The 20,563-nt window shown below is 37.7% G+C and carries 18 protein-coding genes, 1 tRNA gene and 3 pseudogenes; 10 read left to right on the forward strand and 12 right to left on the reverse strand.

All coding sequences use genetic code 11. From position 1 onward, the window contains the following. Positions 1-80: 80 nt before the first annotated feature. A complete protein-coding gene (locus tag AAZO_RS19130) occupies positions 81-956 on the reverse strand; it encodes an Npun_R2479 family HD domain-containing metalloprotein (RefSeq protein WP_013192511.1) in 876 nt (291 codons plus the stop codon). On the opposite strand from AAZO_RS19130, the gene AAZO_RS35640 reads away from it, so the two are divergent. Further along, complete coding sequence (locus AAZO_RS35640; RefSeq protein ID WP_187289523.1) at positions 946-1,101, forward strand: hypothetical protein; 156 nt, start codon at positions 946-948, stop codon at positions 1,099-1,101. The two genes, AAZO_RS19130 and AAZO_RS35640, sit on opposite strands and share 11 nt — an antisense overlap. Before the next feature lie 276 nt (positions 1,102-1,377). Then, positions 1,378-1,449, forward strand: a tRNA-Gly gene (locus AAZO_RS19135). 84 nt (positions 1,450-1,533) lie between these two features. Here AAZO_RS19135 and AAZO_RS19140 read toward each other — a convergent pair. The 4 genes from AAZO_RS19140 to yidD form a co-directional block, all read right to left on the reverse strand. Next, entirely contained in the window at positions 1,534-3,507 is a 1,974-nt protein-coding gene (locus tag AAZO_RS19140) for a WD40 repeat domain-containing protein (protein WP_013192512.1), read from the reverse strand. Between the two features lie 201 nt (positions 3,508-3,708). Further along, the gene (locus tag AAZO_RS19145) at positions 3,709-4,725 is read right to left on the reverse strand and encodes a sulfate/molybdate ABC transporter ATP-binding protein (protein WP_013192513.1); all 1,017 of its coding nucleotides are present in this window, start codon (positions 4,723-4,725) and stop codon (positions 3,709-3,711) included. Between the two features lie 94 nt (positions 4,726-4,819). Beyond that, entirely contained in the window at positions 4,820-5,014 is a 195-nt protein-coding gene (locus tag AAZO_RS34235) for a hypothetical protein (RefSeq protein WP_013192514.1), read from the reverse strand. 135 nt (positions 5,015-5,149) lie between these two features. Beyond that, positions 5,150-5,284, reverse strand: coding sequence for a membrane protein insertion efficiency factor YidD (yidD, locus tag AAZO_RS42785; RefSeq protein WP_338027215.1), 135 nt, complete (start codon positions 5,282-5,284; stop codon positions 5,150-5,152). A 314-nt stretch (positions 5,285-5,598) separates the two neighbouring features. On the opposite strand from yidD, the gene chlP reads away from it, so the two are divergent. The 3 genes from chlP to AAZO_RS19165 all read left to right on the forward strand — a co-directional run bounded on the left by chlP (position 5,599) and on the right by AAZO_RS19165 (position 9,083). Next, positions 5,599-6,855, forward strand: coding sequence for a geranylgeranyl reductase (gene chlP / locus AAZO_RS19155; RefSeq protein ID WP_049790823.1), 1,257 nt, complete (start codon positions 5,599-5,601; stop codon positions 6,853-6,855). Positions 6,856-7,166: 311 nt separating this feature from the next. After that, complete coding sequence (locus tag AAZO_RS19160; protein ID WP_013192516.1) at positions 7,167-7,418, forward strand: DUF4212 domain-containing protein; 252 nt, start codon at positions 7,167-7,169, stop codon at positions 7,416-7,418. A gap of 9 nt (positions 7,419-7,427) precedes the next feature. Then, on the forward strand, positions 7,428-9,083 hold the full coding sequence (locus tag AAZO_RS19165; protein WP_013192517.1) for a sodium:solute symporter family protein: 1,656 nt from the start codon (positions 7,428-7,430) through the stop codon (positions 9,081-9,083). Between the two features lie 87 nt (positions 9,084-9,170). Here AAZO_RS19165 and AAZO_RS19170 read toward each other — a convergent pair whose 3' ends face one another. Both AAZO_RS19170 and AAZO_RS19175 read right to left on the reverse strand, forming a co-directional pair. Continuing rightward, positions 9,171-10,013: a tetratricopeptide repeat protein gene (locus tag AAZO_RS19170; protein ID WP_013192518.1), complete on the reverse strand. Its 843-nt coding sequence runs from the start codon at positions 10,011-10,013 to the stop codon at positions 9,171-9,173. A 301-nt stretch (positions 10,014-10,314) separates the two neighbouring features. After that, positions 10,315-11,235 (reverse strand): annotated as a pseudogene (locus AAZO_RS19175) (ribonuclease D). 179 nt (positions 11,236-11,414) lie between these two features. On the opposite strand from AAZO_RS19175, the gene AAZO_RS39235 reads away from it, so the two are divergent. From AAZO_RS39235 to AAZO_RS39245, 3 genes are all read left to right on the forward strand, one after another. Next, complete coding sequence (locus AAZO_RS39235) at positions 11,415-11,792, forward strand: hypothetical protein (RefSeq protein ID WP_228371290.1); 378 nt, start codon at positions 11,415-11,417, stop codon at positions 11,790-11,792. Between the two features lie 176 nt (positions 11,793-11,968). Then, positions 11,969-12,199, forward strand: coding sequence for a zinc-binding dehydrogenase (locus tag AAZO_RS39240; RefSeq protein WP_228371291.1), 231 nt, complete (start codon positions 11,969-11,971; stop codon positions 12,197-12,199). A gap of 29 nt (positions 12,200-12,228) precedes the next feature. Next, positions 12,229-12,444, forward strand: a complete 216-nt coding sequence (locus AAZO_RS39245; protein WP_228371293.1) for a hypothetical protein — start codon at positions 12,229-12,231, stop codon at positions 12,442-12,444. Between the two features lie 251 nt (positions 12,445-12,695). Here the strand turns inward: AAZO_RS39245 and AAZO_RS19185 are convergent, their stop codons facing one another. Together AAZO_RS19185 and AAZO_RS19190 are read right to left on the reverse strand one after the other, a co-directional pair. Continuing rightward, positions 12,696-13,004, reverse strand: a complete 309-nt coding sequence (locus tag AAZO_RS19185; RefSeq protein WP_013192519.1) for an RNA recognition motif domain-containing protein — start codon at positions 13,002-13,004, stop codon at positions 12,696-12,698. A 598-nt stretch (positions 13,005-13,602) separates the two neighbouring features. Continuing rightward, the gene (locus AAZO_RS19190; RefSeq protein WP_013192521.1) at positions 13,603-13,848 is read right to left on the reverse strand and encodes an antitoxin family protein; all 246 of its coding nucleotides are present in this window, start codon (positions 13,846-13,848) and stop codon (positions 13,603-13,605) included. Between the two features lie 288 nt (positions 13,849-14,136). Between AAZO_RS19190 and argZ the strand changes: the two genes are divergently transcribed. Further along, a complete protein-coding gene (argZ, locus tag AAZO_RS19195; protein WP_013192522.1) occupies positions 14,137-16,248 on the forward strand; it encodes a bifunctional arginine dihydrolase/ornithine cyclodeaminase in 2,112 nt (703 codons plus the stop codon). Between the two features lie 474 nt (positions 16,249-16,722). Here argZ and AAZO_RS42790 read toward each other — a convergent pair whose 3' ends face one another. From AAZO_RS42790 to AAZO_RS27295, 3 genes and pseudogenes are all read right to left on the reverse strand, one after another. After that, the gene (locus AAZO_RS42790; RefSeq protein ID WP_049790824.1) at positions 16,723-17,073 is read right to left on the reverse strand and encodes a DUF4351 domain-containing protein; all 351 of its coding nucleotides are present in this window, start codon (positions 17,071-17,073) and stop codon (positions 16,723-16,725) included. A 239-nt stretch (positions 17,074-17,312) separates the two neighbouring features. Further along, positions 17,313-18,553, reverse strand: a pseudogene (locus tag AAZO_RS19205) (IS701 family transposase). A gap of 77 nt (positions 18,554-18,630) precedes the next feature. Then, positions 18,631-18,909 (reverse strand): annotated as a pseudogene (locus AAZO_RS27295) (hypothetical protein); the annotation flags it as partial. Between the two features lie 260 nt (positions 18,910-19,169). Between AAZO_RS27295 and AAZO_RS19215 the strand changes: the two are divergent. After that, entirely contained in the window at positions 19,170-19,673 is a 504-nt protein-coding gene (locus AAZO_RS19215; RefSeq protein ID WP_013192523.1) for a DUF2085 domain-containing protein, read from the forward strand. The last annotated feature ends 890 nt before the right edge of the window (positions 19,674-20,563 follow it).

A 20,563-nucleotide genomic window follows, 5' to 3' on the forward strand; every position in this document is an offset into this window, starting at 1 on the left:
CTATTGCAGCTTTTTAAAGTTTTGAATTTTCAATCCAAAATCCGAAATTGAAAATCCAAAATTTGATCAACGTTAATTACTTAACCATTTAACTGTTCTGCTAAATACCGCATTTCTTCATTTTTTTTCTCATGTTCAACAACAAATACATTGGAATAAAGGTTAGCTAAAACTTGTTTTCCTTGTTGTGTGAGACCTAGATAACGTAGTCCTTCTTTGATATAAGGATAGACACCATTCCAGTAAAATTTGGAGTAATTTTTGCGTAAGTCTCCAGGATTATTATAGCCTAAAGCTTTGTTGATTGCTGTTTCTTCGAATTCGTAAAATAAACTTGTAATTTTTTTCAAGTAACGGGGATCACTTAATTGTCCAATTAAATCAGCAGCACGTACTAATCCGGCAAAGTGACTGGTATCTTGATGATCATCTGCGCTAGGAACTGGAAAGCGAGTTAATTCAATATTAACTTTAATTGCATCGGAATCTATTAAAGGATGTCCACCAAATCTCTCATCAATAAATAGTTTTGCCCGATCTACATGATAGGGTGTTAGACTAGCATCAGAAGCACCATCAGGAAGAGAAACCATGTTCCCATTTTGCCCTGTAGCATATAGGCTTTCTGATTCTTGGTCTTCTCGGCAAACTCCTTTTACATAGCCAATATCGTGACACAATAAGGAAATGATGACGTGCAACCAATCTTCGCTGGAAACTCCTCCTTCGCGGATGTGTTTACCACGTAAGATTTCTTGTCCTACCAGGGTAACAAGAACGGAGTGTTCAACATTGTGATATAAAGCATCACTGTTGGCAATGTTTTCCAATGCCATGTTACCAGCCCAAGCGATAATGTCTTGATAATCAGTTTTTAATCCACCGTAGGTACGTTGGTATCCTGATCGGAGTTGATTTACAAAAGCATTAATGATAATTTCAGTGGTGTTGAACATACTGGAGGCTCAAGGTATATATTTTGTTTGTATAGTCGCATTTACCAGTTGTAATTACGGTCGGTTTACATTCGGCTTTTTTGATGTTGGTAAAGGTTCTGCGGCCAGTAATCCCGCTGTTTTACTTACAGAAGGGGCGAGCTAGCATGATCGAAAAGCTAAAGCAAAGCTTTTCAGGCAAATGAAGGGCGTATCCTAAATTAGGAAGTTAGTATAGCCAGAGACTTTAGTGCTTTTAACTCCCATTGCATTAAGTGTACATGATCCTTCTAAATTTATCTTAGTTGATGACTTAAGTTGATGCAGTTCATTATGCTTTCTATTCAGCAGCCCAACACAGAAAAAATACAGTTCTTCAATTTTTCCTGAATTATGATACAATGATATTGATATTTAGACTAAATTTCCATCATTGCTATTTGCGGGTGTAATTCAGTGGTAGAGTGTCTGCTTCCCATGCAGAATGTCGTGGGTTCGAGTCCCATCGCCCGCTTTTAAGATTTATTTCTACATTTTCCCCACTTTCCAAAAGGTAATAATTGATATATCACCTTGCGGGTCTTATTTTCTTTTTTCATTAATCAAATTGCCAAATCTTGATTGTATTATCAGCACTACCACTGATGATTTTATTCCCGTCAACACTGAAAGCCACACTATTAATGCTTGAGGAATGTTCTGAAAAAGTATTTATCAATTCTTTTGACTCCAGATTCCAAAGCTTAATTGTGTTGTCACTACTGCCACTTACTAAAGTTTTACCATCAGGACTAAAAGCAACGCTGGTGACAGAATTTATATGTCCATTAAATGAGTGCAGGAGTTCTGCTGTTGCCAAATACCAAAGTTTAATTGTCTTGTCATGACTACCAGTTGCAAAAATTTTGCCATCAGGGCTAATAGCTATAGTATTGACTGCATCTGTATGTCCAGTAATGCTAACAATTTCTAGTCCTTGTTTAACACTCCATATTTTGATAGTTTTATCAGAGTCGCAGCTAATTAATTTTTGTCCATCCAATGTAAAAATTACACAGTTAATATAATTTGCATGGTCAGTTAAAGTATATATTAACCTTTCAGTGTTTAAATCCCATATTTTAATGGTTTTATCTAAGCTGGCTGTAGCCAAGGTATTACCATCATAATTAAAGGCAACTGAAGTTACACAATCTGAATGTTCAATGAAAGTTTTGCTTTTTAAGCAATTCCATAACTTAAATGTTTTGTCATAGCTACTACTAGCAATTTTTTGTCCATCAGCAGAAAAAGCCACTGAGCAAACATAGTTGGAATGTCCAGTTAAAGTGTGAATAAGTTCACCTGTTTGGATATCCCAGATTTTAATGTTTTTATCTGCACTGCCACTAACAAATGTTTCTCCGTGAGGATTGACAGCAATTGAAAAAACATAATTTGAATGACCATACAGAGTATCAACACAATGCCAAACCTTTGGTTTTTTTATTTCAAGATTTGCTAATGTTTTTAACTCATAGTTATAAGCTGCTCTATATCTTTGTAGGATAATTCTTAGTTTCTGCAACATTTCTTTAGTCCAGACTGAAGGAAAATCTGCACTTAATTTAAATAGCTGAGGTTCATAATTTGGGTTGATGTTTAGGTAATACCAATCTGCTAAAAATGCTGCTAACAGCTTGTGCAGAATGACAATAGTTTGTCTAATTGCTCGCAAACTCTTAGTCTGATCGCTGCCAACTTCTTCAAGTTGTCCTTTTACTTCTTCCCAGTTCCAAGGCTCAAAAGATAAAGATACTGGTTCTTGCAAACCCCAAAATTTGACATTTAAATAAACTTCGTGGTCTGTAATGTCAGTGTAAATAATTGCGGTTGGTATAGCGGATAAGATTGTTTCTAATTGCTTAACTTCGGCATCAAAAATTGAACGCTCAAAATATTTACCATAAAATTCAACTGGGCAGTAATCACCATGAAGAGGATAATATTTTTCTAAAAATAGTTTTAATTGGTTGCGAATTTCTTTTTTGAGGCTATCACGGAATGAAATCGGAAAGTCTTCGCTAATATCTGGAGGTGGTACTAACATCAATAAGCGTGGTTTCTTGTGTTCATCTATGAAAATTCTCTGTGCTTCATCACGACTCAAAATACCAGGCCATTTTTGCTGATCGAAAATTCTCTGAAGTTCTTTTTGTTTAAATTCAATTTCTTTAGCAGTTGTCTCTCGACTTAAATCTAAATACAATGCACTTAATTTGCTCCTATCTTCGATTTCTTCCCGCTTGATTTTAAGTAATTTCTTTTGCCTATCAGGTAATAATATTACCTCTGTATCTGTATTAACGGGGGTCTCCTGAATTTGCATAAATTCTTTTTTTCTGGCTTCTCTACGCTGATAGTAATCCATCTCTGCTTGAATTACGCGCTGATCTTGTCTGACTTTTTGAACTGTGGCAGGTAGATTAATTTGATTTTCTTTAATAAGTGTTTGGCTGGTAAATGCTGAAATAATTCGATTAGTGGTAAGAGTAACAAAATCGACGGCAGCACCAACAATATCAAATGACATATATATTTATTATATATAAGTTACAAGGTTGAAAGAACACAGGCTTAGTCAATTTTAACCATTAAAGTCCTTAATGTATCCGTGTAACTACTAATTTAATCAGTATCCAGTTTCTCGAACAGCAAGCAAACCTACCCAATAAATCTAGCAAATATAAGGAGTTTAACCCTCTGTTGGCGTAGGTTTCGGGATAAGTTGCTTCTATATAGAATAGTAAAGTGGGAAAGATTTCGCGTCTTTGGGCTTGACGTAGACGCGCTCTTGGGCTTCTAACTTTAACTCATCAAAGCGATCACGTGTTAAGTGGGCGGTAACAGTTTGTCCATCATCTAACTTTACCTCTACCTGAATTTCCCACCCCAAATGAATCACACGACTCACTATAGCTGGTGCTGTGGTGCCGTTGGCGATTCTTTCTACAATTACATCTTGGGGACGCAAGAATACTTCGGGATTAACTGAATCGAAGCCGCTGGTCTGGAAAATTTTGGAGTTACTGGGTAACACATTCACCGGACCAATAAAGCTCATAACGAATGCTGAAGCGGGATGGTCATAGATTTCTGCTGGTGTTCCTACTTGTTCCACTTTTCCTTTATTCATAACTACGATCTCATCCGAGACTTCCATTGCTTCTTCTTGGTCATGAGTAACGAAAACGGTGGTAACGTGGACTTCATCATGGAGACGACGTAACCAAGCACGTAAATCTTTACGTACTTTGGCATCTAATGCGCCAAATGGCTCATCTAGTAATAATACGTTAGGTTCTACAGCCAATGCTCTAGCTAATGCTACCCGTTGCCTTTGTCCACCAGAAAGTTGGGAAGGATAGCGATCGCCTAACCCATTCAATTGTACTAATTCTAATAACTGTTCTACTTTCCCCTCTATTTTCTTTTTCGGAGCTTTACGAATTTCTAAGCCAAAAGCAATATTTTGTCTGACTGTTAAATGCTTAAATAAGGCATAATGCTGAAATACAAATCCAATATTACGTTCTTGCACACTTTGATATGTAGCATCCTTGCCTGTCAGTATAATTTTGCCACTATCGGGCATTTCTAAACCGGATATTAATCGCAACAGGGTAGATTTACCAGAACCTGAAGGTCCTAGTAATGCAACTAGTGAACCGCTATTTATTTCTAGACTCACTTGATCAACAGCTTGGAAACTGCCAAATTGCTTAGAGACGTTTTCAACTACAATGCCCACTGCTTTTATACCTCTGCAACTAATCTACGGCTTTTAGGTAGGATTACTGTATTTTTATATATATCATATCCAGAATAGATTGGATTAGAGAAAATTACCAACTACAATCAGCACCGCTGCAATCGAGGGAACTACAAGCACCGCTACAATCAGTAGTACCACAGTGTAATGAACCACAATCTGGACTCATATTCAGTAGTTCTGGACAACTGCAACTAGCATCAGCACAATTTATTCCTAAATCCACAACATCAAAACTATCTTGACAAGAGGATTTAGGTGCGGGCACTTGAGGTTTTTTGTCTGATCATCCTCATTTATATCCGTTGGTGGTTCTAGTTCCTCCCTTTGAGATTTAAGAATAATATTTGCCTGTTTACAAGCTTGGAATCTGATTCTAGATTTGATGAAAGAAAGGGACTTCTCACCCTTCCTCAGCAATGACCCGTTTAATGTATTGAGAGCAAGATTCGCTGCCATACAAGACTCGATGAGCGCATTGAAAGCCTTTGTGGGGAGAAATGTGTATTTGATAGCCTGCAATCGCCGTTACACTGATTTTTCAGGATAGACTAGTCAAATACACCAGTTTGCATCTTGTATGATATAAAAGCACCCTAGTAGGTAGGGGGTAGGGGGTAAAAGTTCTTTAAATTTTGAATTTTGTTGGCGCAGCCTACTGTAAGTACTATAAGCACTATTTTGAATTTTGAATTTCCCTATCCCTTTATTTTTTACCATTGACCTTTATCTATTGAGCATGAAGAAATTTATATTGGTAATGACGATAAATATGTAGAAATGTTAAGGTATATTGCAATTCTGTCAAAACCCTACGCTTGAGGGCCAAATCAGCCGAAAGTCCATGATACGATGCTTTCGGTAAATGTGAAGATTGGGAGAAAACCTTTGACACTACGGGTTGCTGTTGTTGGTTCAGGCCCAGCTGGTTCATCTGCTGCTGAGACATTAGCAAAAGCTGGGATTGAAACTTATTTAATTGAGCGCAAGCTGGATAACGCTAAGCCTTGCGGGGGTGCTATTCCCCTATGTATGGTGAGTGAGTTTGACCTACCTCCAGAGATTATCGACCGTCGAGTGCGGAAGATGAAAATGATTTCTCCTTCTAATCGTGAGGTAGATATCAATCTGGTAAATGAAGAAGAATATATAGGAATGTGCCGCCGTGAAGTATTGGATGGATTCCTACGCGAACGGGCGGCAAAACTAGGTGCTAATTTAATTAACGCCACTGTTCATAAACTTGATATACCCACAAACAACACTGACCCCTATACAATCCATTACGTTGACCATACAGAAGGTGGGGCACAAGGGATTACGAAAACACTGAAGGTAGATTTAGTGATTGGTGCTGATGGGGCAAATTCCCGCATTGCTAAAGAAATGGATGCTGGGGATTACAATTATGCGATCGCATTCCAAGAACGCATTCGTCTACCCCAAGACAAAATGGCCTACTACAACGACATGGCCGAAATGTATGTGGGTAATGACGTTTCTACCGACTTCTATGCTTGGGTATTTCCCAAATATGATCACGTAGCTGTTGGTACAGGAACAATGCAGGTTAATAAAGCCAACATCAAACAGTTACAAGCGGGTATTCGCGCCCGTGCTTCTAAAAAATTAGCTGGTGGTCAAATTATCAAAGTCGAAGCCCACCCCATCCCTGAACATCCCCGTCCTCGTCGTGTAGTTGGACGTATTGCGTTGGTAGGTGATGCTGCTGGTTATGTCACCAAGTCCTCTGGTGAAGGTATCTATTTCGCGGCTAAATCTGGACGGATGTGTGCAGAAACCATTGTGGAAGTTTCTAACAATGGTGTGCGTATTCCTACAGAAAACGACTTGAAGATTTACCTGAAGCGTTGGGATAAGAAATACGGACTCACTTACAAGGTATTGGATATTCTTCAAACCGTGTTCTATCGTTCCGATGCTACCCGTGAAGCATTTGTAGAAATGTGTGATGACATGGATGTACAACGGCTAACATTTGATAGCTATTTATACAAAACAGTAGTTCCAGCTAACCCCATCACTCAACTCAAAATTACTGCCAAAACCATCGCTAGTTTATTACGCGGTAATGCCCTTGCACCTTAATAAGTTGCTATTCAATTTATCAACTTAACTGTAAAACCTCTTTTAATCTCTTTTTAATCTCTTTTTGTCTATCTTACAAAGAAAGGCTGGAAGATATTTAGAGAGGTTTTATATTGTTTTTATATTTTCCGGTAGGTTGACTATCAAGATGGAATAAATATGTTTTTTTTTTAATAAATATCTTTTAGAGAACCTATTCACAAATAGACAACCTATTCACAAACTATTCAGAGAAATTAAAAATAATTAACATAAAAAACGAATTCAGGCTAGATAATAAAGTGTGATTGATTTATCTATGGGTAACAATAATGGATGAAGAACAACGCCGTGCCTATTGGCTTGCTAACACTGCTTTAATTAGAAATCTTTTAATTATTTGGGCGTTAGCTTCAAGTGTTTTTAGCATTTTATTGGTTCAACCATTAAATACAATTCGCTTTTTTGGTTTACCTTTTGGCTTTTGGATGGCACAACAAGGATCTATTTTGATTTTTGTGGGTTTGATTTTTACCTATGCTTTCCAAATGGATAAATTAGACCGCAAGTATAATAAGAAGTGAGGATAAACGGTGTCAGTTGAACTTTGGACAATTATCTTAGTTGGACTTTCTTTTGCACTCTATATTTACATTGGTTGGCAATCACGGGTAAAGGATACAAAAGATTTCTTTATTGCTGGTCAGGGTATTCCTTCCATTGCTAACGGTGCAGCAACAGCAGCTGATTGGATGTCTGCGGCTTCGTTTATTTCCATGGCTGGGCTAATTTCTACTTTGGGTTATGATGGTTCAATTTATTTGATGGGTTGGACTGGTGGCTATGTTTTGTTAGCTTTATTATTAGCCCCATATTTGCGGAAATTTGGTAAATATACAGTTCCCGATTTTGTAGGCGAGCGCTATAAATCTAATCTAGCTCGTTTAGTAGCAGTAGTTGCAGCTATTTTCGTTTCTCTTACCTACGTTGCTGGCCAGATGCGCGGTGTAGGTATTGTCTTTAGCCGCTTTTTAGAAGTTGATATCAATACTGGTGTCATTATCGGTATAGTAATAGTCGGCTTTCTTGCAGTGTTGGGAGGAATGAAGGGTATTACTTGGACACAAGTTGCCCAATATTGCATCTTAATTTTCGCTTATTTGATTCCTGCCATTGCGCTCGCCTTTATTCTCACGGGCAATCCTGTTCCTCAGTTAGCATTTACCTTTAGTGATGTTGCTGATAACTTAAATAAAATTCAGACCGATTTAGGGTTTGCACAATATACCCAACCTTTTGCTAACAAAACCATGATGGATGTCCTATTCATCACTATTGCTTTGATGGTAGGAACTGCGGGTTTACCCCACATTATCGTCCGGTTTTACACAGTACCTAATGTGCGTGCAGCGAGATTTTCCGCAGGTTGGGCATTATTATTTATCGCCATTCTTTACACAACTGCCCCGGCTTTATCCATGTTTGCCCGCTACAATTTAATTCAATCTCTCCACAACCATACAGTTGAAGAGGTTAGACAATTAGACTGGGCAAATAAATGGGAAAAAACCAAACTCCTCACTTTTGAAGATAAAAACAAAGATGGTAAATTACAGTTAACTAGCAAAAAAGAAACTAACGAAATTACCATCGACAATGATATTATTGTTCTCTCTACCCCAGAAGTTGCTAAACTCGCACCTTGGGTCATAGCTTTAGTGGCAGCGGGAGGTTTAGCAGCAGCATTGTCAACAGCTTCTGGTTTATTACTAGTAATTTCTAGTTCTATTGCCCATGACGTTTATTATCGCATCTTCGATTCTACAGCTTCCGAAGAAAAACGAGTATTTGTAGGCCGAACAGTTGTCGGTTTTGCCTTAGTTCTTGCAGGTTATTTTGGCGTAAACCCCCCTGGTTTTGTGTCTCAGGTCGTAGCTTTTGCCTTTGGTTTAGCTGCTGCTAGTTTCTTCCCAGTGATAGTTTTAGGAATTTTTGATAAACGCACAAATGCCGAAGGTGCTATTGCGGGAATGTTAACCGGTTTCATTTTCACTATCATCTATATTATCGGTGTGAAATTTACGGGAATGACACCTTGGTTTTTTGGAGTTTCTGCTGAAGGTATCGGCACCTTAGGGATGATCATTAATTTTATTGTCACCATTACAGTTTCCCGTTGTACTCCACCACCAGGAGCAGATATTCAAGCTTTAGTTGAAGATTTACGTACTCCTAGTTTTGAAGAATAGGGGATTGGGGACTCGGGATGAGGGGGATGAGGGATATGGGGAAATATCTTCTTTTTCTAACTCTTGACTCCTGAACTCCTATTCCCCTTACCTTCCCAATTCTTCAATATTCTTCATTACTTGTTGATACAATTCTTTGTTACCTTCCTTATCAAGGATAGCTGCTGCCCGTTGTAGGTCTTGTAATGCACTGCGTTTGTCTCCAGTAGCGGCAAAGGCATTACCACGATTATTAAAGGCAGGTGCAAAGTTAGGATTGAGGCGGATAGCTTGATTATAATCTGCGATCGCTTTCTGTTGATCACCCTGAGAAGCATAAGTATTGCCTCGGTTATTATAGGCAACAGCATAGTTTTGATCGATACGAATAGCTTGAGTATAATCCGCCAGAGCCCCGTTTTTATGTCCTTGGGTAGCACGGGCATTTCCGCGATTATTGTAAGCTTGAGCGTAGTTATTAGCTAGACGAATAGCTTCATTGTAATCTGTGATCGCATTTTGTTGATCTCCCAGAGATGCACGGGCATTTCCCCTGTTATTGTAGGTTTCCGCATCATTGGGATTGAGACGCAAAGCTTGATTATAATCTGCGATCGCACCTTCTTTATTACCAACATCAAAATATGCTAACCCTCGACTCTTAAACGCCGGTGCATATTGAGAATTAAGACTAATCGACTTACTATAGGCAGCAATAGCAGCTTGGGAGTTGCCTTTAGCGTGTTGATTCTGTCCTTGAATATAGAATTCTCCAGCTTTGGAAGTTTTAGGAGTCAGACGATTTGGAGGACTAACCCCTATTTCTGTCACCAAAACATCCTGACTTCTATTGCAAGAAACACATAACATTCCAGTGCAACCAGTAAGCACTGCTATCGTGAATATTTTGCCTAAAACTTGCCTTTTCTGTGTAAATAACTGCCCTTTCATAAGTGCTTATAAACTCCTTTCATACCGGGAGTAAATCATTACCATAACTAACTTAGTTTTCAGTCTACTAGAATTTTAACTTGAACTATAAGTTTTCACTCAATTGACAAGCTTTCCTCATATTTTATCAATATAGTTAAACCTTTTTTAAATTAAACCATTTAAATCTCAATTGAAGGTATAAATACTTGCATTTTCTAATTCTCTAAATCTGTGATTAGCTACATTCTTATCAAGCTTTACCCAATCTTTTGGAAGAATCGGGTATCTTGTTTTCCACTACTAATTTAAGATTGCTATATTACTGATCATTAACAGCACCTTCCTTACTTTTAGCAAGTAATCCCCAAACAGAAGTTTTTTCAAAATCTACATTTAACTCTTCCAAATTTCTCCCTAAATGTTTTTGCAATTTCTCAGTTAGAGTAATGGGAAAATCTAAATCAACATCTTGATTCTCCACCAATCGTACAAGTTCTGTAAACTTCAATTTCACGAATTTACACTCATAACCACTAAGTTGACAATATTCAGTTTCCGAAAGATTTTGAACTTACATAGATTTTTTTAATAACTATTGTAAGTCATAAAATTCAGAATTTATCAACTTACGGTATTGTTAAAATTATGTAAATTCCTCATAAATTGTAGTTAAATCTTCCCTTGCCGGATCTGAGACAATTTTGGACTGTAATGCTAATAGTTGCCAATGGATTTGAACCAGATAAATGCAATCCAACTAAGCATATTCTATTTGTTCATAAGTTAAAGGTTTTTTACCTCAATCACTGCCTTGTTCTTCTTTATCAATACCGTGAAAATTACAAAGTACAGTAGGCAGAGTTTTCAGTTGATAATTAGGTAAAGGTAGAATATGATAGGCTATTCCCTTAGCCATTTTCAAAGTACAAGTAATATTTTTAGCTTTTTTATTCCCCAATACCCTCAAATCATAATTAGCGTTATGAAAAACTTTTTCAATAGACGCATTCACCATGATTTGTTCAATAAAATCAACAATCACATTGGGCTGTCCTAGAACAGCCAAAATATAAACACTGTCACCAGTCATATCTTGAGGATTGTCCAATATCTGAATCAGCGATAATCGAGGATTCTAACTTGTATAGTCAGCAACTTCTGTATCTATCCACAGAGTTTCAGAAGTGGTATATTTAGCGATCAGGGAACTAATTTCCCCAGTAGCAGTAAGATAAGGCATTGGTAGATGTAGGGCAGTTAAACTTAGTCATAGTTTTACAAACTAACATTTTGTGACTAATTGTGCTCTGACATACTGCCCCATCATTATGGTAAATCTTAGAAGAAATTTCTGCCAATCTGCCAAAATCATCCCCAGAAGGGATACATTGATTTTTCAAAACTCGTAAATTCAACTTTATGAAGAAAACTATAAATCGTCAGTGGCGCTTGGCCTCTCGTCCTGTTGGTGATATTAAAGAAAGTAATTTTGAGTATCGGGAAGAAGCAATTCCCAGTATTCAAGAAGGTGAAATATTAGTACGCAATATCTATCTTTCTCTAGATCCTACCCATCGCATTTGGATGACTGATAAACCCCAGTATATGCCTCCTGTGGAACTTGGGGAAGTAATGCGTGGTTTAGTTCTGGGTGTATTTGAAGAATCTAAAAATCCCAACTTTCAAACAGGGCATATGGTTTCTGGAGTATTAGGATGGCAAGATTACACCCTAATTTCTACTCTCAAAACATCCGTTCCCTCACAAAACTACCTAACCCTTTACCAGCATCCCTGACTACCTTTTTGCATCCCCTTAGTTTGGTTGTACCGCTTATTTCGGACTGCTAGATATAGGCAAACCCCAAGCCGGAGAAACGGTAGTTGTTTCCGCCGCATCTGGTGCAGTTGGTTCTTTGGTGGGACAAATAGCCAAAATCAAAGGTTGTCCTGTCGTGGGGATTACCAGTTCTGATGAAAAATGCCAATGGTTGCTTGCGGGAAGAATTGGGTTTTAACGCTGCAATTAACTACAAAACCGCTGATTTAATTGCAGCCCTAACTGAGTCATGTCCTAATGGGATTGATATCTATTTCGAGAATGTTGGTGGGAAAATTCTTCATGCTGTTTTGACGCAAGTGAATTTAAATGCATGCATTCCTTTATGTGGATTAACTCCTGCTTATAATGCTCAAAAACCGTAACTATTCCCTATGATTTTAGTCAGGTTTTGATGGAACGTGTCTTCTTAAAGGGTTTTATTGTCGTCGATTATATGCCGCAATGGGATGTTGCTTTTAGGGATCTTGGACAGTGGTTAAAAGAGGGTAAAATTAAATATAATCAAGAAATTATAGAAGGTTTGAAAAATGCACCAAAAGCAATTCTCAAAGTTTTTGATAGTGCAAAAATGGGTAAATTAATTATCAAAATTTCTGAAGAACCATAATCGAAAAATCGTAAGCATTCAGCTAATGCCTAACGGCACGCTACGCGAACAGCAGTCAGCTTTTTCAGGCTAACGCCATACATACCTATTTGATAACTAACCAATTTATCAGACATTCTGACTCCTGAATTCCTACAGAAAATCATCAATTCAAAAGGCTCAAGTATTACTATTTTCTAATACCTGAGCCGTTGCGAAATTCAGTTAATTTCTAAAAGTTTTGGACTAGCGACAATCCTGGAGTCAATAGCTTAGTAACGGTTGCGGAAACCACCACTGCGATTTCCACCACCACCACCAAAAGAACCACCTCTATCTTCCCTGGGTTTAGCTTTGTTAACTTTCAAATCACGACCCATCCATTCAGCACCATCAAGTGCTTCAATAGCAGTTGTTTCTTCAGCTTCTGTACCCATTTCCACAAAACCAAACCCGCGCAGTTTGCCTGTTTCACGGTCGGTAGGTAGTTGCACCCGCCTTACAGAACCATATTCTGCAAAAACCGCACTTAGAGTATCTTGGGTAACTTCATAAGAGAGGTTGCCTACGTAAATTGACATAGAATGTCTCCAAAATCATAAGAGTGTAGAGATTTAGATTTCGGAGAAAAGTCTGTAAATACCAAAAGGAAAAAACCCATCAATGTTAAAAACAAACGCCGTCGCCGAATTACTTCTCACCTCCTATCATGACATAGAAACTTTCGATCACACAGGAAGTTACAAAAACTGTTACATAAAGTTATGTAAGCAATTTATTACTAAGTATATTTATCATTTATTAGCATCTTTAACTTTCTAACCTGATGACATTTACTTCTAAGCCTGTAACACCGAGGATAGGGAGAGTTTTATCACTAAAGTGAATTTCTGTATTAGCACTTATTTCATACAAAACTAAAGTTGTAGCGGAATTCCCAAATTCACTGGATTATCGCCGATAAATACATGAATAAATTCCCCAGTTTGTCCGTTAATCCTCAATATAGAAGAACTTCCTGCTTCTTCTCCACTGGTTAGTTACATAAAGGTGTCTTTTACCATCACCGTTTCCATCTGGTCCAAACAGTAAGGTATCAGTTTTCTCAAGTTTACCCTGAGCATCTTTCTGCTTGATTAGGATCACGAGAATCGTTGACTTAAATTTAAGATATTACTATCAACTTCGTTCATGTAGCATCTCCCGTGTAAAATGAGGTGTATTTAAGGGAATCGGATTTTGCTGCATTCGGGAAATTAGAGATTTGAGAAAACGTTCTTTACTCTCTAGGTCTGAAATGGGTGGGGAAACAACAGATATTGATTGGATGAGTAATTCAACCTCAGAACCTTCAGGTAGATTACAGGCTGTTTCTAAAATGAACGTGCCGTTACGATAAACTGCTTTTAGGGTATGGGGCATCATAAAAAACTCCATACATAATTTAATTATTGTAGAGTAAGTTAAGCACACAATAAAAATAACCCCTCAATTAACAAGTTAATATCGTATTGATATACAACCGTTTGGCTTCTATCACTCACATTGTCCCTAGCAGTAATAGAATAAGAGCGATGCCTACGGCGAGCGAAGCGATCACCTTATAAAGCCTACCAAGAACAGAAGGTAGAGTTAACTAGCAGATTTGACAGACTTAGAACACCAAAACTCTGTATCCACAAGAGATTACTGAAAAGCGAAGTAAAAATTTTTATGGTTCCCCAAATTCGGTTTTTAATGTGCGCTCCCGACCATTATAATGTGGATTATGTGATTAATCCTTGGATGGAAGGGAATATTCACAAATCCTCACGTGAGCACGCTGTAGAACAATGGAATAAATTATACAATAATATCAAAAATCACGCCATAGTTGATTTAGTTGCACCAGAGAAGGGTTGGCCTGATATGGTATTTAGTGCCAATGCAGGTTTAGTCCTCGGTAAAAACGTCGTTCTCAGCCGCTTTTTACATAAAGAACGGCAAGGTGAAGAACCGTATTTTCAACAATGGTTTGAGCAAAACGGTTATAATGTTTACAATCTTCCCAAAGACCTACCCTTTGAAGGTGCTGGTGACGCACTCTTAGACAGAGAAGGGCGTTGGTTATGGGCTGGATACGGTTTTCGGTCAGAATTAGATTCTCACCCCTATTTGGCTAAATGGCTGGATATTGAAGTGATTTCTCTCCGGTTGATGGATGAACGTTTTTATCATCTTGATACCTGTTTCTGTCCTTTATCAAATGGTTATTTGCTGTATTATCCTGGTGCTTTTGACTCCTACTCCAACCGGGTGATTGAAATGCGCGTCGTACCAGAAAAGCGCATTCCTATTGCAGAAGCTGATGCTGTTAATTTCGCCTGTAATGCAGTGAATGTTGATAGCATCGTGATTATGAACAAAGCCAGTGAGAGTTTAAAATCACGTTTGGCGGAAGTGGGTTTTCAAGTCATTGAAACGCCTTTAACGGAATTTCTCAAAGCTGGTGGTGCGGCTAAATGCTTAACTTTGCGAGTAACTGAACCAATTGCGGAAGAAGTACACGCTAATGTGTGTGTAGAAAGCCGTATTATCCGTATGGAAGGACATTTGCTAGATGCAGGTTTAATTAACCGTGCTTTAGATTTGATTGTGGAAATGGGGGGAAGTTTCCAAGTTCTGAAATTCAACTTGGGAGAACAACGCCAAAGTACATCTGCGGCTGAGGTGAGGGTATCTGCACCATCCCACGAGGTGATGGAAGAGATTATATCTCAGTTGATTGATTTAGGTGCGGTTGATTTACCCCAGGATCAACGAGATTCTAAATTAGAACCAGTGGTACAAGCAGGTATCGCTCCTGATGATTTCTATGTCAGCACGATTTATCCCACTCAGATCCGGGTAAATGGAGAATGGCTGAAGGTGCAGAATCAACGCATGGATGGTGCGATCACCATTTCTCAAACTGCCAATGGTATAGTAGCTAAGTGTAAACTATTGCGTGATTTGGAAATAGGCGATCGCGTCGTAGTTGATGTTTTAGGTATCCGCACCATCCGCAAAGCCGAATCACGAGAACAACGCAACTCCCAAGAATTTGGCTTTATGTCTTCCGGTGTTTCCAGCGAAAGACGGGTAGAATTAGTTGTTGAACAAGTGGCTTGGGAATTACGTAAAATCAAGGATAGGGGTGGTAAAGTAGTTGTCACCGCTGGACCAGTGGTAATTCATACAGGTGGTGGTGAGCATTTATCCCGACTGATTCGAGAAGGTTACGTTCAAGGTCTTTTGGGTGGAAATGCGATCGCAGTCCATGATATGGAACAAAATATCTTGGGTACATCCCTGGGTGTGGACATGAAGCGAGGTGTGGTTGTACGCGGTGGACACCGACATCACCTGAAGGTAATTAACACTGTCCGTCGTTTTGGTAGCATTGCTAAAGCTGTAGAAGCTGGAGTGGTAAAAAGTGGGGTGATGTATGAATGTGTGAAAAACAACATACCTTTTTCCCTCGCTGGTTCAATTCGTGATGATGGACCCTTACCAGATACCCAAATGAACCTGATTTTAGCACAACAGGAATATTCTCAAATCATCCAGGGTGCGGAGATGATTTTGATGTTGTCTTCTATGCTGCATTCTATCGGTGTCGGAAATATGACTCCAGCCGGTGTGAAGATGGTTTGTGTGGATATTAACCCGGCTGTGGTGACAAAATTGAGCGATCGCGGTTCAATAGAATCAGTAGGTGTCGTGACAGATGTGGGTTTGTTCCTCAGTCTCTTGATTCAACAGTTGGATAAGTTGACAAGTCCCTATGTTGCTAAGGTAGCTTAAAGTCAATTATCAATATTATGGGGTGGCATCTTGTCCGCCCTTTTGTTTGGTGTCAAATTTAATTGAAGAAATATTTCATGGATAGACGCAAAGGAAGAGAATTATTATAGTGTTTTCAGAGGTGTTTAAAGGTTATGGTTTATGATGGTTTATAGTTGAACTTAAGAAGAATGAAGTATTAAAAATACTAATATATTTATTACGATAAAAGCTATTTTTTGAATAGTCATATTCAGTAATTAATTATGAGTTATACAAAACTGAATAACTGACTCTTTTATAAGATCTTCACTAATTAACAAAGGGTGGGTATTTTGCCCACCACAGAATGATTTGATTAGTTATGATCTTCTTGTTAAATAGACCTATTGCAAAATTGTTGATGTGGTATGATAGAGAGATTTAGATTTTATGTATTTTCGGTGTTATTTGCGCTCGCTAATTCAAACATAACGCTGTAACTCTAACTTTCGGCTAAGACAAAGACAACCCCCCATTATAACATATAATTAATTCTGCAAGAGCTCTATTCAAGCAATTTACTAAATCAGCAACTTCAGGAATATTCAACAAAGCTACACCTAAATTTTCTGGCTGTTCTATGGGTAACACTTTAATTTGGGCAATTATTTCTGGATCCATTTCTCCAAACCGTTGATTAAGTAACGGTAGACAAAACTTAAGTTCTCCCTTTTGGAAAATATCCTGATAAATGACTGACTCCTTCATAATGTCCTCACTTAACAAGTGACGAATAAAATCTTTCTCAAACTGCAAACCTGGTAAAATTTCTGTGTAAGCCGCAATATCCTGTTTAGTCTCCATATCTACAATTTTATCAAGATTTTAGGAAACTTGGGATAATAGAACTTGAGGTGAATTTGTCCACGCTAATGGTGCTAATGGTAATAATGCCAGACTATTTAACAATAATTCTGCTTCTTCTTCTCACATTCTGATTACCCGATAACGGTGATTTGTAGTTTCATTGATGTATGCTTCAGTAAAAGCGATTTGATCATTTATTTCTTGCACAAAAATTACTACCGGGACTGAAACAAAAATCAAGCCCAAATATAGCCCAAACTGGCTCTATCAGAAGGAAACACGTCCGGATTCAAGTTGAAACAATCAATAAATAGAAAAGATATGGCTGTTCTCAACGCTTCTAAAGCTGCAGTAAAATTATTCAAAGGTTTCTTAGACCACCTTGGTCTTAATCCTCCAGTCCACTGATGGCAAAGAATAAAAGTGTAGGCACAGAAAACCAAAATAAAATGGCGCAGTCAACTGCTATTATCTCCAACTTGATATTCTTTGAGTCCTAAACATCCCTTGGCTTCCCTGTAAACAACTTCTACCCAATTTCTTTGAGAATATGTATCAACTATCCATTGGGGTGTGACAATTGATGAAGAAACATTGGTAATAAGGTAGTCAATATCAGTGGCTTGGGAGAAAGTAGAACCGTTGATGACTATAGCAATGTTCCTCTTTGCACTTAAGGGTGATATTTCTACTTCTTGAGTTACTACCCATAATGTTTTGAGTTTATCTAACTCCAGTTGAATTTCTGTAAAAGCCTCTTGGGGTAAACTTTGTGCTAATTCATCTAACCTAATTATTTTTAGACTATCCTCTTGGTCACTGGCAAGGAATTTGGGATTTTTAGCTAATCCTCCTCAATACTTTCAATTCCGATTTTCTATCTTTAATAAGAAAGATGTATTTTAGATATGTGGCCATATCCAGGATCTATAATTACTATTCCTGGTTGATTACCACGGCTTAAGGTCAGATCTATTAATTTAATTCCTAACTCAGGTTTATTCTCAAATAGAGGGTCTTGTTTTCCTTTGGTTCAAGAATCACCGTGGTGATATAACTCTGTATCTAATGGTAAGCTTTTACTGCCATCATATAGATGTGTTGTTACTACTACTATTCCATTGTCCCTTTTCCCAATTTCTCCAATATATTTTCTTCCTACTCCATCCCTAAAATTCCCGCTTTTTCTATGGCCATAATCATCAATTATTAAGCTAAATCCTCTGGTAATTCTCCTCTGACTACACTTCTTCATAATCTCTAACTGACACTCATTGACTTGAGAACTGGACCAAGGTGCTTCAGTTAAAACGTGGTGTAATCGTTGGTACATCACCCCTAGGGCATTCTCTGCCATTTGAAATAGGTTTTTTCTCTCACTTTCACCCAATCATCCCCCTAAATAATGTCTAAACTCTCTTTTTTCCGCTTTATGAGTAAATACATCATCAAATGCTGCGGGAGTGCTTTCTTCCATCAGCTTCTTTTAACGTGAAAGCTACACCGAAATTGCATTATACTCCTTTTTACTCTTAACTTTTGTTTAAGTCCCGCTACTTGAGTGATAGGAAGTTGATATTTACGCATTAGTCTGACTGAATAATCTAACATCCGTAAAGGAATAGGAGGTTTAGAAGTTGCTTATGTCTGAACTTCTAGATGTAAAATTCGGTTTTCTCCTTGTAAGAAATTGACAAAACCAGCGCGAATTGGTTCTATACTTAATTCGGTTTTTAAGACTTTGACAGTTTGAGGTTCTTCAGTTAGTAACCAACCAGCAAAATCAAGGGGATATTTTTCAGCTAATAATTTACAAAGATTGTCAAAACTCACGAAGATAGATATAACAACTATGATTATACTAGTAGAGTACGGGGGAAATAAATCACCCATTCCAAACCCCTGACAAGATTTCGCTGTATTCACTTTGAATTTTGTTGGCGCAGCCTGCTGGAAGCACTATTTTGTCAGCTTAGCTCTTCTGAAAGAAGCATTTTGAATTCACGGCGGTACTACCTAGATAGATGGGTAATTCTGCTTTCATTCCTGATATAATATCAGATCAATAAAGGTTTTACACAAAGGAAGAGAAGATGCAAATGGTGGTTTTATCAAGGTTATTACAGGTTAATTGGGTGAGTCTTTTTGCTGATTTCCTGTTAGCTGGAATGGTTTTTGGTCCCCCGATTGCTCCTTTTCTGGCTGCTTCTGGTGTGTTTTTGCTTCCGGGTATTGCGGACATGATTTACTTTATGGGTGATCATGTATGTCCTCAGCCTACACTTGGTTTGGAGTTATCTCCACCTTTTATTATGGCGGTATGTATGCGCTGTTATGGGACGGTAACTGGACTATTAATTACTCGGATTTTGTATGAAGTGACTGGTCGTAAGGGTATTTTTTGGTTATGTCAATATGGTTGGGATGGTGTGGCTTTTGCTAGTGTGTTAATGATGGCTTATCCGTTGGAGTTAGCAGCGCAAGTTTTTGGTTTGTGGGATTTTAACAATTACATTGTTACGCCTTTTGGTTTAATTACGGGTTTGGCTTGGGGTTTATTTACCATGCCAATTTTGCATTTTCGTAAGACATTATAATTTTTATTGAGGTTTGGATTATGGCAAAGACAAAAGTAATTGATCCTAATGAATCCTATACTTATGCAGATTACTTCAAATTAAATTCTGAGCCAGAAGAAATTTTAGAAGATTTTGGCTAGAAATTTCAATCTGAATCTGTTACTTTACCAATAACTCAAGAAAATCTATAAATATTAACAGGCCTAAAATCTCGAATTGAAGAAAGTTTTCCTTATGTTAGGTTAGTTTAACAAGTGAAACAGTAAGATGGGAGTTTTTAATTGCTCCTCTAATTATGGAACTAATTCACTATACCCATGCTAAGGTTAGAGTAGAATATGCGTTAAATATCAATAACCAATTGAAAGGAGTTGTTGATTATTATCTCAAATCTGAAACCAATTATTAGTGATTGAAGCTAAAAATGCAGATTTAGAAAGAGGAGTTGTCTAACTAGCTGTAGAATTAATCGCTTTTGATAATTAGTCGCCTATTGATGATCCTATACTTTATGGAATGGAGCAGTGTCAATTAGCAATATTTGGCAGTTTGTGATTTTGCATCGTCAATCAAAACAAATTACTCAAGATTGAACTCTTTATCGTGTACCCACTGATTTAGACACTTTAATGAGAGTATTAAGTTTAATGAAGGTATTAAGTAGGTGGAAACAAATAAACATAACTATGTAACAAGATGTAATTGCTTGATTACCCTTTGCTGCATTCGTCATGACATAGTTATAAATTTTCCGCCCACCTATGTTAGTTGCTGTAATGAAAAAGGTATGAAGGACTTATTATTAATGTTCATGGGACATTCTTATCTGAATCAGGATTTAAGGATTCCCAGGATGTTATGTTTTGATGAATGTTGGTGATATATTTGATATTATTCGTTCATTGAGA

Source organism: 'Nostoc azollae' 0708 (assembly GCF_000196515.1).
Classification (GTDB): domain Bacteria; phylum Cyanobacteriota; class Cyanobacteriia; order Cyanobacteriales; family Nostocaceae; genus Trichormus_B; species Trichormus_B azollae.